Annotated in this window: 12 protein-coding genes; 4 read left to right on the top strand and 8 right to left on the bottom strand. The window is 74.9% G+C overall.

Going from position 1 to position 15,283, the window contains the following annotated elements; translation table 11 throughout:
- Positions 1–31 precede the first annotated feature (31 nt).
- Positions 32–952 carry a Scr1 family TA system antitoxin-like transcriptional regulator gene (locus tag ACFZA0_RS27840; protein WP_391021934.1) on the top strand — a complete coding sequence of 307 codons (921 nt, stop codon included), beginning with the start codon at positions 32–34 and terminating at the stop codon, positions 950–952.
- Positions 953–995: 43 nt separating this feature from the next.
- Here the strand turns inward: ACFZA0_RS27840 and ACFZA0_RS27835 are convergent, their stop codons facing one another.
- From ACFZA0_RS27835 to ACFZA0_RS27800, 8 genes are all read right to left on the bottom strand, one after another.
- Positions 996–1,814, bottom strand: coding sequence for an SAM-dependent methyltransferase (locus tag ACFZA0_RS27835; RefSeq protein ID WP_391021932.1), 819 nt, complete (start codon positions 1,812–1,814; stop codon positions 996–998).
- Between the two features lie 179 nt (positions 1,815–1,993).
- Entirely contained in the window at positions 1,994–3,271 is a 1,278-nt protein-coding gene (locus ACFZA0_RS27830; protein WP_391021930.1) for an ABC transporter substrate-binding protein, read from the bottom strand.
- Positions 3,268–4,383 carry a branched-chain amino acid ABC transporter permease gene (locus tag ACFZA0_RS27825; protein WP_391022318.1) on the bottom strand — a complete coding sequence of 372 codons (1,116 nt, stop codon included), beginning with the start codon at positions 4,381–4,383 and terminating at the stop codon, positions 3,268–3,270. The genes ACFZA0_RS27830 and ACFZA0_RS27825 overlap by 4 nt, the downstream gene beginning before the upstream one ends.
- Before the next feature lie 22 nt (positions 4,384–4,405).
- Positions 4,406–5,302 (bottom strand): branched-chain amino acid ABC transporter permease, encoded by an 897-nt coding sequence (locus ACFZA0_RS27820; protein WP_391021928.1) that lies wholly within the window; start codon positions 5,300–5,302, stop codon positions 4,406–4,408.
- Positions 5,299–6,114, bottom strand: a complete 816-nt coding sequence (locus ACFZA0_RS27815) for an ATP-binding cassette domain-containing protein (protein ID WP_391021926.1) — start codon at positions 6,112–6,114, stop codon at positions 5,299–5,301. Before ACFZA0_RS27815 ends, ACFZA0_RS27820 begins: the two co-directional genes overlap by 4 nt.
- Positions 6,111–6,914 carry an ATP-binding cassette domain-containing protein gene (locus ACFZA0_RS27810; protein ID WP_391021924.1) on the bottom strand — a complete coding sequence of 268 codons (804 nt, stop codon included), beginning with the start codon at positions 6,912–6,914 and terminating at the stop codon, positions 6,111–6,113. Before ACFZA0_RS27810 ends, ACFZA0_RS27815 begins: the two co-directional genes overlap by 4 nt.
- Positions 6,915–7,269: 355 nt before the next feature.
- A complete protein-coding gene (locus ACFZA0_RS27805) occupies positions 7,270–8,535 on the bottom strand; it encodes a helix-turn-helix domain-containing protein (RefSeq protein WP_391021922.1) in 1,266 nt (421 codons plus the stop codon).
- Positions 8,536–8,675: 140 nt separating this feature from the next.
- Positions 8,676–11,663, bottom strand: coding sequence for a LuxR C-terminal-related transcriptional regulator (locus ACFZA0_RS27800; RefSeq protein ID WP_391021920.1), 2,988 nt, complete (start codon positions 11,661–11,663; stop codon positions 8,676–8,678).
- A gap of 430 nt (positions 11,664–12,093) precedes the next feature.
- Here ACFZA0_RS27800 and ACFZA0_RS27795 point away from each other — a divergent pair, with 430 nt between their 5' ends.
- The 3 genes from ACFZA0_RS27795 to ACFZA0_RS27785 all read left to right on the top strand — a co-directional run bounded on the left by ACFZA0_RS27795 (position 12,094) and on the right by ACFZA0_RS27785 (position 15,252).
- Entirely contained in the window at positions 12,094–13,161 is a 1,068-nt protein-coding gene (locus ACFZA0_RS27795) for an iron chelate uptake ABC transporter family permease subunit (protein WP_391021918.1), read from the top strand.
- Positions 13,158–14,261, top strand: coding sequence for an iron chelate uptake ABC transporter family permease subunit (locus ACFZA0_RS27790; protein ID WP_391021916.1), 1,104 nt, complete (start codon positions 13,158–13,160; stop codon positions 14,259–14,261). Before ACFZA0_RS27795 ends, ACFZA0_RS27790 begins: the two co-directional genes overlap by 4 nt.
- A gap of 145 nt (positions 14,262–14,406) precedes the next feature.
- Positions 14,407–15,252 (top strand): ATP-binding cassette domain-containing protein, encoded by an 846-nt coding sequence (locus tag ACFZA0_RS27785; RefSeq protein WP_391021915.1) that lies wholly within the window; start codon positions 14,407–14,409, stop codon positions 15,250–15,252.
- Positions 15,253–15,283 lie beyond the last annotated feature (31 nt).

Raw genomic sequence — 15,283 nt, 5'->3', positions numbered from 1 at the left:
AGTCTGTTCTGCCGGTCCACGGGGAGTCAGGATGTCTGCCGAGTCGTCGCGCGTCTCCAGGCTCGAACCGTACCTGGAACGCCCCGAGCCCGCGCCCACACTGCTGAAAATGCTGGTCGGCGTCCAGCTGACCGGTTTCCGGGAGGACGCGGGGCTCGCCCAGGACCAGGCCGCCCGCGCCCTCGGGTTCAGCGCGGCGAAGCTGTCGCGCATCGAGTCGGGCAAGGGCCGCAGGCCCCCGACCGAGGGCGACGTCCGCGCGCTGCTCGACCTGTACGGGACCGACGAGTACGAGGCGTCCGTCCTGGTCAAGCTGCTGCACCGGGCGGGCGAGCCGGGCTGGTGGCAGCGCTACGACAAGCGGCTGATGCCCGAGTGGTTCGACCGTCTGGTCGGACTCCAGGAGGCCGCCACCGCCATCCGTACCTTCGAGATCCAGTACGTCCCCGGACTGCTCCAGACGCCGGCCTACGCACGCGCCGTCGTGGAGCGCGGCCTGCCCTCGGCGCCCGCGTCCGAGGTGCGCCGCAGGGTCGAACTGCGCACCCACCGCACGCAGTTGCTGGACAGGCCGGACGCCCCGCGGCTGTGGGCGGTCATCGACGAGTCGGCGCTGCTGCGCGTCCTCGGCGGCCCCGAGGTGATGCGCGCACAGCTCGCCCACCTGATCGAGATGGCCCAGCGCCCCCACGTGACCGTCCAGATCGTGCCGCTCGACGTCACGAACGCGTCGGCACCGGCGATACCCGTCACGTACCTGCGGTTCGGCGGCCTGGACCTGCCGGACGTCGTCTACCTGGAGCACATCAGGAGCGCGAACTTCCTGGAGGACCGGGACGAGACGGAGGAGTACCGCCTGGCACTCGACCGTCTCGCCGACGACGCCCTCCAGCCGCGCGCCACCCTGGAGTTGCTGCGCGCGACGATGGAGAGCCGCTACCCGGCGTCCTGACCGGAACGCGACCGGGCGCCCGTCGGCCACGGGAGCCCGTCGCCTACGGGACGCGCGCCACGCCGCCGAACTCGATCCACTCGTGCGTGAGTTGGCGGGGCGCCACCTCGGTGTCGGGTCGCCACGTGGACACTTCGACCAGGCCCGGCTCCAGGATCTCCAGCCCCTCGAACCACTCGGCGACGTCCTCCTGCCGGCGGACACGGCCCCAGTGGCCCTGGGTCACCTGGTCCATGAAGCCGGTGACGAACTCGCGGACCTCGGGGTCCTCGCTGACGAGCTGGCACATGACCATGCAGCTGCCCGGAGCGAGCCGGGCGGCGACCCGGCGGGCCACGTCGAGCGGGCCGTCGGTGTCACTGTCCGGAATGCAGTGCATCACCGAGTTGAAGAGCACCGCCACGGGCTTCGAGAAGTCGATGAGGCGCTTCGTGTCCGGGTGTTCGAAGATCGCGTCGGTCTCCCGCATGTCCGCGTGGATGACCGCGGTGCGCTCGTCCTGCTCCAGCAGGGCCCGGCCGTGGACCAGCACCATGGGGTCGTTGTCGACGTAGACGACGTGGGTTTCGGGGTCGATGCGCTGCGCGACCTGGTGCACGTTGTCCTGGGTGGGCAGGCCGCTGCCGTGGTCGAGGAACTGCCGTATGCCGTGGTCCTCGGCGAGGACACGCACCACCCGCTGGAGGAAACGGCGGTTGTTGACGGCGAGCACCCGGGTGCTCGGGACGACCTTGTCGAGTTCCTCGCAGGCCCCGCGGTCCGCCGCGTAGTTGTCCTTGCCGCCGAGATAGTGGTCGTACATACGCGCGGCGGTCGGAACCGTCGCGTCGATCGACGTGGACAGTTGCTTACCCGTTTGCATCGTTCCCCCAGCGTCGTCGCACGCCAACTGCACTGCCGTTACAGGGAGTACAGCTTAGGTTGGGTTCTCTCGCGCCGCCACGGTTCCGCCGAGTTCGCATCGCTTCGGCGGCGAGGGCCCCGTCGCGGGAACGTCGGGGGCCGCGGTCCGGCGCACGGACCGCGGCCCCCGACGACCGATCAGGAGCGCGTCTTCAGGTACTCCGCGACGGTCGCCGCCTCGTGGGCGTCCTCGACCTGCACCAGACCGCCGACCGCCTTCATGTCGGGGTGCAGCACGTAGGTCTCGTCGCTCGCGGGGCTGGAGACGTCGGAGAAGTTCTGCGGCGTGCCGAGCCCGTTGTCGAGCTTCGTCTGCGAACGGTGGGCCTTGACCAGACCCGCGCGCGTCAGGTCGCCGTTCTCGCACGCCTTCTTCAGGTCCGCGCCCATCACCTCGGCCGCGTTGTACCCGGACAGCACACCGGAGTCGACGGACTGCCCCGGGTACTTCTTCTGGTAGGAGGCGACCATGGCCTTGACCCCGGGCAGGTCCGAACTGACGGCCGGGGCGGCGCTGACCACGCTGAGCATCGCGACCAGCGCGGGCGCGGCCGGTGTCTTCAGGAGCTGCGGGGCGAACCCGGGCGCGCTGCTGACGACCGGCACCTTGAGCCCGACGGACGCCGCGACGCCCACCAGGGAGGCCGTCTGCGCGGGCCCGGCACTGATCAGGACCGCCTTGACGCCGGCCTTGCGCAGCGCGGAGACCTGCGCGGTGAGGTCGGTGTCGGTCGCCTTGATCTTCTGGCCGACGACGGTCAGGCCCGCCTTCTTCGCCGCGTACGTGGAGCCCTCCAGGGCGTTCTCGCCGTAGTCGCCCTCGAAGTACACGTGACCGATCTTGTCGCCCTTGGCCAGCCCCTTCGTGCGGGTCAGGTAGTCGACGGCGGTGATCATGTCGAGGTCGTACGTGGTGCCGAGGACCTGGACCGAGTCCTTGCCGAGCAGGGAGGCCGCCCACGCCTGCGGGAAGGTGAGCATCTTGTCCCGCTCGACGTCGTCGAGCAGGGCCGCGACCATGGGCGAGCCGATGACCTGGGAGAGCGCGAGGACGTCCGGGGAGATGTCGGCGTACGAGGTGACGGCGCGCTGGACGTCGTACCCGTGGTCCTTCACGACGATCCGGACCTTGCGGTCGCAGATGCCGCCCTTGGCGTTGACCGCGTCGGCCCACATCTTCTGGGCCTGCACGATGCTCTTGCCGAGGGTGGCGTACGGACCCGACAGGTCGGTCAGGGCGCCCAGGCTGATGGTGGTGTCCGTGACCCCGGGCCCTGACTTGATGCCGCCCGCGCCCTCGTCGGAGCTCTTGCTCTCCGCCTTGGAACTGCACGCGGTGCCCGTGGCCAGCAGGGCCGTCAGGGCCGCCGCGGCGACTGTCCGGGTGGTGCGGTTTCTGCGGTGCGTGGCGTTCACGGGGTGGGCTCCTTGGCTCGGGCGGAGGACGCGGGGGAACGGGTGGCGGGACTGCCGCCGGAGGGCGGCGGCGGGGCGGTCGGCCGGCGGCGCAGGCGGGCGCGCAGCCGGCCCGTGAAACCGTGCAGGCCGTCGGGTGCGTACAGCAGGATCACGACGATGGCGGTGCCGTAGAGGTAGCGGGCCGCCTCGGTGGGGCCGACCGTGCCCTCGGTGGAGCCCGGTGGGGTCACCCAGGGGAGCTGGTCGGCGTAGCGGGTCATCAGCAGCGGGAGGGCGGTGACGAACAGGGCGCCGACGGCGGCGCCCGTCACGGATCCCAGGCCGCCGATGACGATCATGGCGAGGTAGTCCACGGACAGGGCGAGCGAGAAGTAGTCCGGCACGACGCGGCGGAAGGCGAGCGCCAGGAGGACTCCCGCGAGGCCCGCGTACATCGAGGACACGACGAACGCGGAGGAGCGGTAGCGGGCCACGTTGACGCCCAGCACGGCGGCCGCCGTCTCGCTGTCGCGCAGGGCGACCAGCGCGCGTCCGGGCCGTCCGCGCAGCAGGCCGCGCGCGGTGAACAGGGCGAACGCGAACACGGCCAGGCTCAGGTACCACAGGCGTTCCTCGCCGCCGAAGGGCACGCCCAGCACCACCAGCGACGGATCGTCGGCGGTGAAGCCGAAGCCGCCGAGGTGAAGGGGCGGCACGGAACGGCCGTTGAAGCCGCCGGTGACGGAGTCTGCGGTGAGCAGCAGGTGGTGGCCGAGGAAGACCAGGGCGAGGGTGGCGACACCCAGGTAGATGCCCTTGACCCGGCCGGCGACGGGGCTGAACAGTCCGCCCGCGACGCCGGCGAGCAGGACGGCCAGCACGGCGGCGACCCCGGTCGGCAGTCCGGGACCCGGCTCCCCGGCGAGCCACACGTAGCCGTAGGCGCCCACCGCGAGGAAGAAGGCGTGCCCGAGGGAGAGCTGGCCGGTGGTTCCGGTGAGCAGGCCGAGGCCGATCGCGCCGACGGCCGCCGCCATGGCGAACAGGCCGATCCGCAGCCAGAACGCGTCCAGGTAGAACGGCAGGGCGCACAGCAGGAGCACGGCGGCCGGCCGTCCTGCCCAGCCCAACGCGCTTGTCTTGCGGGCGGGTTCAGACACGGGCCGCTCCCCTCGCTCCGAACAGCCCGGTGGGCCGCACCAGCAGGACGAGGATCATCACGGCGTACGGCGCGACGTCCGCGAACCCCTGTCCCAGGACGTGGAGTTCGGACTGGTAGCCGGCGACCAGCGCCTCGGTCAGCCCGATCAGCAGGCTGCCCGCCAGCGCCCCGGTCGGGGAGGCCATGCCGCCGAGGACGGCCGCGGGGAAGGCCTTCAGGGCGATCTGCCCGGTGGTGGCCTCCAGGCCCGGCGAGGGGAACGCCGCGAGGAAGACGGCGGCGAGCGCGGCGAGCGCCCCGGCCAGGCACCAGGCCAGCGTGCGCACCCGGCCCAGCCGCACGCCCATCAGGGCCGCGGCCTCCAGGTCCTCGGCGGCGGTGCGCAGCGACAGGCCCCAGCGGGTGAACCGGAACAGCGCGAACACGCCCGCGATCACCACGGCGGACACGGCGACGGCGGCGATCCGGCTGTCGGCGACGGTCACCGGACCGAAGGTGCTCACCGAGTCGCCCCAGGGGTCGCCGAGGGTCAGCAGGTCGCCGCCGATGCGCCGGGTCAGATCGGTGACCAGGACGATGTCGACGCCGATGGTGACGATGGTCTGCACGTTCGCGGCCTGCGGGTCGCGGTCGCCGCGCAGTGTCAGCAGCCGGTCGAGCGCACCCGCCGCGAGGGCGGTGGCCGCGAGGGCGACCGCCAACGCGCCCGCGAAGCCCAGGTGTTCGTGCAGGACGGCGGTGAGGTAGCCGCCCAGCAGGAGCAGCGAGCCGTGGGCGAAGTTGATGACGCCCGACGCCTTGAAGACGATGACGAAACCGAGCGCCACCAGGGCGTAGACCGAGCCGAGGGCGAGCCCGCCCAGGACGTTCTCCAGCAGGGTGGTCATGCCACGTCCTTTCCGGACAGTTCGGTGCCGAGGTAGGCGCGCAGCACCTCCGGGTCCCGGCGGACCTCGTCGGGGGTGCCGCGGGCGATGCGGCGGCCGAAGTCGAGGACGGTGACCTCGTCGGCGAGCCGCATGACCAGCCCCATGTCGTGCTCGACGAGGACGACCGACAGGCCGAGCCGGTCCCGTACGTCGCGGACCACCTCGGCGGTACGGGCGCGTTCGGAGGCGTTCATGCCGGCCACGGGCTCGTCGAGGAGCAGCACGCGCGGCTCCAGGCACAGGGCGCGCGCGAACTCGACGCGCTTGCGGTCGCCGTACGACAGGGAGGTGACCGGTGCGTCGAAGTGCTCGGCCAGGCCGGTGAGTTCGGCGATCTCCCGCACCCGGGCGAGGTGTTCGCGCTGTTCGCGGACCGCTCCCGGCAGACGCAGCGCGCTCGCCGCGAACCCGGCGCGGGTCAGCACGTGCCGGCCGAGCATCAGGTTGTCGGCGACGGTCCCCTCGGTGGTGACGATGTTCTGGAAGGTGCGGGCGACGCCGAGCGCGGCGATGCGGTGCGGGGCGAGCCGCGTCAGGTCGTCGTCACCGAGCCGGACGCTGCCCGAGGCGGGGCGGCACAGCCCCGAAAGGACGTTGAAGCAGGTGGACTTGCCCGCCCCGTTCGGCCCGATGACGGCGTGCACGGAACCGGGGGCGACGGTGAAGGAGACGGCGTCGAGGGCGGTGAGGCCGGCGAACCGCACGGTGACCTCGCGCACGGCGAGCACGGGGGGCGGGACGGCCGCGGCGTCGGGCCGGGTGCTGCTCACGCGGCCCCCCGTCCCGTCGCCGACTGCCCCTCGGGGGCGGCCTCTTCGCCGAGGTAGAGGCGGCGCACCGCGTCGGTGCGGGCCAACTCGTCGGCGGGCCCGGACAGTTTGAGTTCGCCCGTCTCCAGGACGTGGGCGTGGTCGGCGAGGGACAGGGCCATGCCGGCGTTCTGCTCGACCAGCAGGACCGCCGTGCCCTGGGAGTTGATCTCGCGGATCACCTCGGCGATGCGGTAGACCATCTGGGGCGCGAGGCCGAGCGACGGCTCGTCGAGGAGCAGCAGCCGGGGGGCCGCCATCAGCGCGCGACCGATGGCCAGCATCTGCTGCTCCCCGCCGGACAGCAGACCGGCCGCCTGGCCGGACCGCTCCGCGAGCCGGGGGAAGAGGGTGAGCACCCGGTCGCGCGAGGCACGTACGACGGCGGGACTGCGCCGGGCGAGGCCGAGGCCGCCCGCCCGCAGGTTCTCGTCGACGCTCAGCCCGGCGAACACCCGCCTGCCCTCGGGCACTTGGACGACACCCGCGCGGACGGCAGCGACCGGGTCCCGTCCGTCGAGGCGCGTGTGCCCGTAGCTGACCGTGCCGGAGGTGATCGCGCCGCGGTGCAGCCGCAGGGTGCCCGACACCGCGCGCAACAGGGTGGACTTCCCGGCCCCGTTGGCCCCGAGCAGGGCGACGACCCCGTCGGGCGGGACGCTCAGGGAGACGGATCGCAGGGCGGACTGGGCGCGGCCGTACTGCACGTCGAGGTTCTCGACGTGCAGGGCCGCACGGTCGTCCGGTGGTGCTTCGGGCATCGCGGCTCCTCGCGGCCCGTGCCGCCTGGGGCACGGGACTGTGGGCTGGGAGCCGCGAGGCCGGGGGCGCCGGTCCTCGACCGCAGGGCGCCCCTCGCGTTCGCGGCTCCGAAGGGGAGCTCACGACAACACGCGTGGCGACGGCGGGTACAGGCCGACCGGGCCGCACGCTGCGCCGTCCCAACCCGGAGCGCTCCCCCTTGTGCGGGCGCCCAGGGTCCGCGACGGGCAGGGGGCGAACGGGCCGGGGCACGGCACAGTGGAGGAGCCGGCACGGAGGGCCGGCCGCCCGGCCGGCCGTCGCGGGCAACGGAGTCGCCGCCCGCTGCGGCCGCCTCTCCGGCGTCGCGCCGGGTCAGTCCGCCAGCAGCCGGTGGGCCGTGAGCGCCAGGTCGATCTCGACGACGTCGCCCGGCCGCGCCAGGGACCGTCCGGTGAGCTGTTCGCAGCGGCGCAGCCGGTTGAGGACCGTGTTGCGATGACAGTAGAGCCGCTCGCCGGCCCGCTGGGCGGAGCCGTCGCAGGCGAGCCAGGCCACCAGGGTGTCCAACAGCACGTCCCTGTCAGCCGGTTCGAGCCTCAGCAGCGGGCCGAGCACCCGGTGGGCCAGGGTGCGGCCCAGGCCGGGGCTGGAGACGACGAGGGCCGCGGGCAGGTGCTCGGCGAGCCGCACCACGCCGCCGTCCGGCGGGCAGATGCTGAGCGCCGTGTCGGCCAGCCGCCGTGCGTCGCCGACGGCGGCCAGGCCCTCGACCACGCTGCCGACGCCGATCCGGGTGCCGGCGGGGCCGGGATTCGTCCGGGACAGGACGGCGTCGCCGTCGCCGACCAGGACGATCCCGTAGTCCGCGTCGGCCCCGGTGTGCCAGTGGGCGCGCAGTCCGGGCGGCACCGCGGCGGCGCGGGCGGCGGCGCCGGAGGACGGCTGGGCGCCGGCCACGGCGACGACGGCGTACCTGCCCTGCTCGGGGAGGCCGAGCGCCTCGGACGCCTCGGGCAGGTCGGAGATCCGGCTGGTGCCGTCGAGCAGCGCGCCGGTCAGCAGCCGTACCCGGTTCTCCCGCCGCCAGGTGAGCTGGCGTTCGACCTGCCGGTAGGCCTCGGTGACCACGCCGCAGTGCTCGTCGACGAAGTTCCACACGTCGGCCGCCACGTGCACCAGCAGCCGGACGTCCTCGGGGGCCGTCCGGGAGGTCTCCTCGACCAGGCCCTGCCACACCAGTGCCCCGCCGAGGCGGAAGGCGTGCAGCACCGCGTCGAGCGGGAGGCCCTGTTCGGCGCGGGCCGCGCCGATCGTCCAGGAGCAGCGGCGGGCCGCGTCCCGGACCCCGCGCGGGTCGAGCAGGGAGGACACGCTGTGCCGCAGCGAGCGGTGCACCTCCTGCCAGATCCCGGCGGGGTCGCGGGCCAGGGCGTCCTGGTAGGCGGGTTCCTGGTCCTGGAGGACGGCCACCAGCCGGTCGGTGAGGTCGGGCAGTTCTTCCATCATGGCGCGCGCCGCCCGGTGCAGGACACGCAGGGCGTCGGCGTCGATCAGCGACCGGACGCGCGGTGTCCGCGGATGCGGAACGATCGCGGGTCCGGAGCGGATCGCTGTTCGTGACCGTACGGCTCGGTGCATCACGGCCTCCCCCAAGGTCGGCTCTCCGGGCGGGTGTGCCCGTGGCGGACCGCCGCGGGTTCCCGGCCGGTTCCGTTGACCCGTGCGGCGGCTGCCACCTGACTCGTCCTGCCCCGCAGGATGACATACCGTCCGGTCGGTCAGTAGGTCTGTGCACCGGCCTTTTCGGCCTGTTCGACGAGCCGGGCCAGTTCGACCCGGGAGCGGACGCCGAGTGCGGCGAAGACGTTGCGCAGGTGGTAGTCGACGGTCCGGGCGCTGACCGACAGCGCGCGGGCCACTTCCCGGTTGGTGGCCCCCTCCGCGACGAGCCGTGCCACCCGCCACTGCTGCGGGGTGAGTCCGGCCAGGCCGGAGGTGTCCGCGGGGCGGGTGGCGCCGGGTGCGGCACCGTTGGCGCGCAGTTCCTCCCGGGCCTGTCCGGCCCACACCCCGGCACCGCAGTCCTCGAAGCCGACCAGGGCGGCGCCGAGGCGGGCGCGTGCCTCGCGGAGCCTGCGGCGGCGGCGCAGCCACTTGCCGTACAGCAGCTCGGTACGGGCACGTTCGAAGGTCCCGCCGCGCTCGTCGTGCAGCGCGAGGGCCCGCGCGTACAGGTCGTCGGCGCGGTCGGTGGGGGCCAACAGGGCCCGGCAGCGCGCCAGTTGGGCGGGCGCCTGGGGGTCCGCGCCGAAGGCTGCCCACAGTGCGAAGTCCTCGACGGCGGCGCGGGCCCCCTCCGGCTGCCCGGCCAGCGCGCTCGCCTCCACGAAGCACGGCACGGCGAGCATCCACACCGCGAAGTGCCCGCGCCGCGGTCCGGGCGCGACGAGCGGCCCGAGCCGGTCGACCGCCTCCAGGGGGTGCCCCCGCCCGAGGTCGACGCGGGCGGCCGCCCACTGGGCGAGGGTGGAGACCTGTGCCAGCCCGTGCCGACGGGCCGTCGCCAGCGCGGCGCCCACGTGCTCGGCGACGACCTCCGGTTCCCCCTCGATGGACGCGGCGAGCGCGAGCACCGCGTGGTGCTGCGCCTGCTGGTTGCGCTGCCCGTGCCGCTGGGCGATCCGCAGCCCCTCCTCGGCGTGGGCGCGGGCCTGGGCGTGGCGTCCCGCGCGCAGTTCGGCGTAGGCGAGGTACTCCAGCGCCTGGGGCGCGAGGGCGGCGGAGCCGAGGGTGCGGGCCACCGCCAGGGCGCGTGCTCCGGCGCGGCAGGCGGCGTCCACCTCGCCGAGGATCAGTGCCGCCGCGGCGGACCTGAGCAGGTCCTCCGGGCTCCGGCTCGTCGCCGCGGCGTCGACCACCCGGCGCAGCAGGCTCCCCGCGCGGTCGAACCGGACCTCCAGCGCCGCGCTCATGCCGTCCCGGTAGTCCCGCGCGACGGTCCGCCCCTGCGCGGGTTCTGCCCGGCACGGCTCCGCGCCGCCGGGGACGGGCCCGCTCGCGGAACGGGGCCGGGGAACGGCGGACGCGGCGGGTACCGCGGACGCGGAAAGGGCGGCGGGCGCGGGCAGGGCTCCCGGCGGGCCGGGGGGCACGGGCCCGCCGGCCCCCTGCCCGCCGGTCGCCGGGAGCGCGGCAGCGGCCGGGCCGCTTTCCGCGGGGCGGGCCCGGCCCGCCTCCAGCGCGCGCAGGCAGGCCGCCGCGTCGCCCGCGGCCCAGCCGGCGTCGGCCGCCGCCTGGAGGGCGAGTTCGGCCCGTTCCGGCGACTCGGCGGCGAGCAAGGACGCGGCGAGCAGCAGCGACTCGTGCGCGTCGCGGACCGGGCCGTCCCTCAACTCGGCTCGTCCCCGCACCAGTTCGCCGCGTCCTCGGATCACGGGCGGCATCGGTTCGTGCCGCTGCGCGGCGAGCAGCCGCAGGGCCCGGCGCGGACTGCCGCCGAGCAGCGCCTGTTCGGCGGCCGCCGTCCAACGCTCCGCGCGTACCGCCCCGTTGGCGGTCAGTTCGGCGGCGCGCACCAGCGCGGCCGAGCGCAGCCGGTGACTGGCGGCGACCTCCGTGTCCGTTGCCGCGCACGCCAGTTGGGACGCGAGCAGGGGCGCGGGGCCGGTGGTGGCCCAGGCGCGGTGGAGCAGTGCGCGCAGGGGCCGGCCGTCCGCCTCCAGGGCACGGGCGAGCGACCGGTGGGCGGCGCGGCGACGGTCGGCGCGGGCCCCGGCGTACACGGCCCTGCGCAGGAGCCCGCTCACGAAGCGGAACCGCCCGTCGGCGAGCAGGAGGGTGTCCGGCACCCGCTGATGGTCGGCCGCGGCGGGGCTGGAGCACAACTGCCGTGCGGCGCGCAGCACCAGGTCGGCGTCGGCACCGGCGTCCTCCGCGTCGCGGGCCGCGGCGGCCACCGCGAGCAGCAGGCCGTCGGCGGCGCCGGCCGGGCCGGGCCACGCGTCGCCCGCCACCCCGGCCAGCACCTCGGCGTCGGCCAGCGGCCACGGCAGGGGCCGCTCGCCCGCGAGTTCGGCGGGCGAGAGCCTGCGGACGAGGGCCAGCAGCAGCGCGGGGTTCCCGTCGGACTCCTCCACCAGCGCGTCGCGCACGCCGCGTTCGGCGGTGCGGCCGGTGACCTCGTCGACGAGCGCGGCGGCGTCCGGCGGGGACAGCGGGGGCACCGCGACGACGGGCAGTCCGGCGAACTCCCGGTCCACGGGCCGGTGTCCGGCGACGCCGAGCAGCAGCCGGATCCGGTCGCCGACGCCGAGCAGGCCGGCCGCGTGCCCCAGGACCGTGCGGGAGGAGGGGTCCCACAGATGGGCGTCGTCCAGGCACACCAGCAGCGGTCCGCCGTCCGCGGCGGCCCGCAGCGCGGCGACCGTCCGGGCCGGCGTCGCCGGTCCCGGCGGGGCCGCGGGACGTCCCGGGAACCCCGCGGCGGCGCGTTCGAGTGTGCGGAGGTCTCCGTACGGCGGTCTCGGTCCGCCCGGCGCGGCCCGCAGGCGGAGCACGCGGCCCGCCCCGAAGGAGCGGGCCGCCCGGTCGAGGAGCGCTCCCCGGCCGAGGCCCGGTTCGCCGGTCACCACGTGGGCGGGGCCGGCCGCGGCCAGCCGTTCCAGCAAATCTGTTCTGCGTCGCTCCAGGAGATCGTCAGCCGTCGTGCTGCGGGGGTTCCGGCTGTGGATCCGCGGGAGCGTCCTCACGGTCGTCTGTCCGGTCATCCCTGGGACGTTACTTGCGCGTAACGCCAGGCGGAAGGTGTACGTCCGCCCGCCAGAATCCCCGAATCCCGCCTGCCACCTGGGAGTTCGCGTCCGGTGCGGAAGGGGCGTCCTGTGCCCCGGCCCAACCGGGCGGCCGGGCCGGCGTGCGTCGGCACATCCGTGCGCGGGCTTGGCGGCCGTGTTACGCGCCCCGGGCCCGGCCGGCGGGCGGGGGCGCGCGCCGCGGGCGGCGGCCCGGGGGCCGGGTCGGCGGGCCTGGTTGGCACAACCGTTCGGCGTGATGTTAGGTTCGCCTAACCTCAGAGAACCGGATGGCTCCGTTCCGCAGTGCCGCACGGTACGGAACGGCGTCCTCGACAAGGAAACACCTCATGCCCCTCGCTCCCGTCGCCCCGCCCCGTCGCGCGCGACGTCCCGGCGGACCCTCGTGAGCGTCTCCGCGGCGCCCGCACCCGGGGCGCGGACGGACGCCGGCGCGAAGGTCCGGCGCCGGCACGGCGCACCCGCGCTGTCGGCCGGACTGGTCCTGCTGGCCGTGCTGCTGGTCCTGATGACGGCGGTCAGTCTCGCCGTCGGCTCGGGACACGTGGCGCTCCACGACGTGTTCCACGGGGTGTTCGACCCCGACCGCTCGGTCCGCGGGCAACTGGTGGTGCAGCAGGTCCGGGTGCCCCGGACCTGCGCCGGACTGCTCGCGGGCGTGGCCCTCGGCCTCGCGGGCACGCTGATGCAGGGCGTTACGCGCAACCCGCTCGCGGACCCGGGCCTGCTCGGGGTGAACGCGGGCGCCTCCGTCGCCGTCGTGTTCGCGATCAGCGTGCTGTCCCTCACCGAGCCGTCGCAGTACATCTGGTTCGGTTTCCTCGGCGCCTGCGTCGCGGCCACCCTCGTCTACGGCGTCGGCAGCCTCGGCCGCGAGGGTGCCACCCCGGTGAAGCTCGCGCTGGCCGGGGCCGCCGCGACCGCCGTGCTGGGCGCGCTGACCAACGTGGTGCTGCTGACCGACGACCAGACCTTCGACCAGTTCCGCTTCTGGCAGGTCGGCGCGCTGAACGGCCGTGACATCGATGTCGTCGAACAGGCGCTGCCCTTCGTGGTGATCGGGGCCGTCCTCGCCCTCGCGTCCGGCGCCCGGCTCAACGGCCTCGCCCTCGGCGACGACGTGGCGCGCGGCCTCGGCCAACGGGTCGCCGTCACCCGGGTGTTCAGCACGGCCTGCGTGGTCCTGCTGTGCGGCGCCGCGACGGCGGTCGCCGGGCCGATCGGCTTCGTCGGACTCGCGGTCCCGCACGCGGCCCGGCTGATCACCGGCCCCGACTACCGCTGGATCCTGCCCTACAGCGCCCTGATGGCGCCCACCCTGCTGCTGGCCGCGGACGTGATCGGCCGGCTGATCGCCCGGCCCGGCGAGGTCCAGGTCGGTGTCGTCACCGCCGCGCTCGGCTGCGTCCCGTTCATCCTGCTCGTCCGCCGCCGCGCGCAGGTGGAGCTGTGAACCGCCGCGCCCCGGCCGCCGGACCGGGCACCGTCGCACCGGCGGTACCGGCGGCGCGGACGGCCGCCGAGGACGCCGTGGCCCGTGTCGTGCGGGCACGCGGACGGGGCCGCGCGCGGTACGCCGCGGTGTGCTCCGTCCTGGCGCTGCTGGTGCTCGCCTCGCTGTGCACCGCCCTGGTCACCGGCGACGTCACGGTGCCCCTGCCGGACGTCCTGTCGGCGCTGTTCGGCGGCGGCGACCTCGGCACCCACTTCGTCGTCGTCGAACTGCGGCTGCCGCGCGCCCTGCTGGCGATGCTGATCGGCCTCTGCTTCGGCATGGCGGGCGCGGTGTTCCAGTCGCTGCTGCGCAACCCGCTGGCCAGCCCCGACGTGATCGGCATCAGCTCGGGGGCCAGTACGGCGGCCGTGCTGGCGTCGATGGCCTTCGCCGCGAGCGGGCTCGTGCTGTCCGCGACCGCGCTGCTCGGCGCGCTCGTCACGGGCACCGCGATCTACCTGCTGGCCTGGCGCAAGGGCGTCGACGGAGCCCGCCTGGTACTGGTGGGCGTCGGGGTGGGAACGGGGCTGACCAGTGTCGTCTCCTACCTGATGACCCGCTCGGACGTCACCGAGGCGCAGACCGCGTTCGTCTGGCTGGTGGGCAGCCTCAACGGCCGTTCCTGGTCGCAGTTCTGGCCGCTGCTGATCGCCGTGGTCCCGCTCGTGCCGCTCACGCTGGCCGCCTCCCGGAACCTGCCCGCCCTCCAGCTCGGCGACGACACGGCCACCGGACTCGGCGCCCGCACGGAACGCGGCCGGCTCGCGCTGCTCGCCTGCGCCACCGGCCTGGCCGGCGTGGCGACGGCGGCGGCCGGACCGGTCGGCTTCGTCGCGTTCGTCTGCCCGCCGATCGCCCGGCGGCTGCTGCCGGGGCAGGGCGCGGCCGTCGTCCCGTCGGCACTCGTCGGGGCCGCGCTGGTCTGTCTCGCCGACCTGGCGGGCCAACACCTGCTGCCGGACACACAGCTCCCGGTGGGCGTGCTCACCAGCATCATCGGCGCGCCCTACCTGCTGTGGCTGCTGGCCCGCGCCAACCGCGTCGGACAGGGCGGGTGAGCGCCGTGCGCCGGCAGCCGACCGCGCCCACCCGCGGCGCGCCCGCCGCGACCGACGGCACCGCCGGTCACCGTGCCCGCGCCGTCCACCGGGCCCGCGACCGCGCCCGCCAACCATCCGTGCACCACCGACCGAGGAGCCGACGGTGACGTCCCAGCACACCCTCCAGGCCCGGGAGGTCAGCCTCGGCTACGGGGAGCGCGAGATCATCTCCGGTCTCGACGTCGACCTGCCGCCGGGCCGCATCACCGTCGTCGTGGGCCCCAACGCCTGCGGCAAGTCCACCCTGCTGCGGGCGATGGCCCGGCTGCTGTCCCCGACGGCGGGCACCGTGCTGCTCGACGGCCGGGACATCCACCGGACGCCGACCAAGCAGGTGGCCGCGTCCCTCGGCGTGCTGCCGCAGACACCGGTGGCACCGGAGGCGATCACCGTCGCCGACCTCGTCGGCCGCGGCCGCTACCCGCACCAGGGCTGGTTCAGGCGCTGGACCTCCGGCGACGACGAGGCGGTGGCCGCGGCCCTGCTCGCGACCGACGTGCTGGACCTCGCCGACCGTTCGGTCGACGAGCTCTCCGGCGGCCAGCGCCAGCGCGTGTGGATCGCGATGGCGCTGGCCCAGGAGACGGACATCCTGCTCCTCGACGAACCGACCACCTATCTGGACATCAGCCACCAGCTGGACGTCCTCGACCTGCTGACCGACCTCAACCGCGAACGCGGCGTCACCCTGGCCGTCGTCCTGCACGACCTGAACCTCGCCTGCCGGTACGCCGACCACCTGATCGCGATGAAGGGCGGCCGGATCGTCACCGAGGGCGCGCCCTCCGACGTCGTCACGCAGTCCCTCGTCCACGAGGTCTTCGGGCTCCGCTCGACGGTGATCCCGGACCCGGCGTCGGGCACTCCCATGGTCGTCCCGCTGGGCCGCCACCACGTCACGCCGTCAGGCGCCGAACCGGTCCCGCCGACGGGCCGGCCCGCCGTCTGACGGCCGTCCGGCGCCCGTCCGCGGGACCGCA

The organism is Streptomyces sp. NPDC008150 (genome assembly GCF_042956945.1).
In the GTDB taxonomy this organism is placed as follows: domain Bacteria; phylum Actinomycetota; class Actinomycetes; order Streptomycetales; family Streptomycetaceae; genus Streptomyces.
This window is presented reverse-complemented; position numbering and strand designations above follow the sequence as displayed.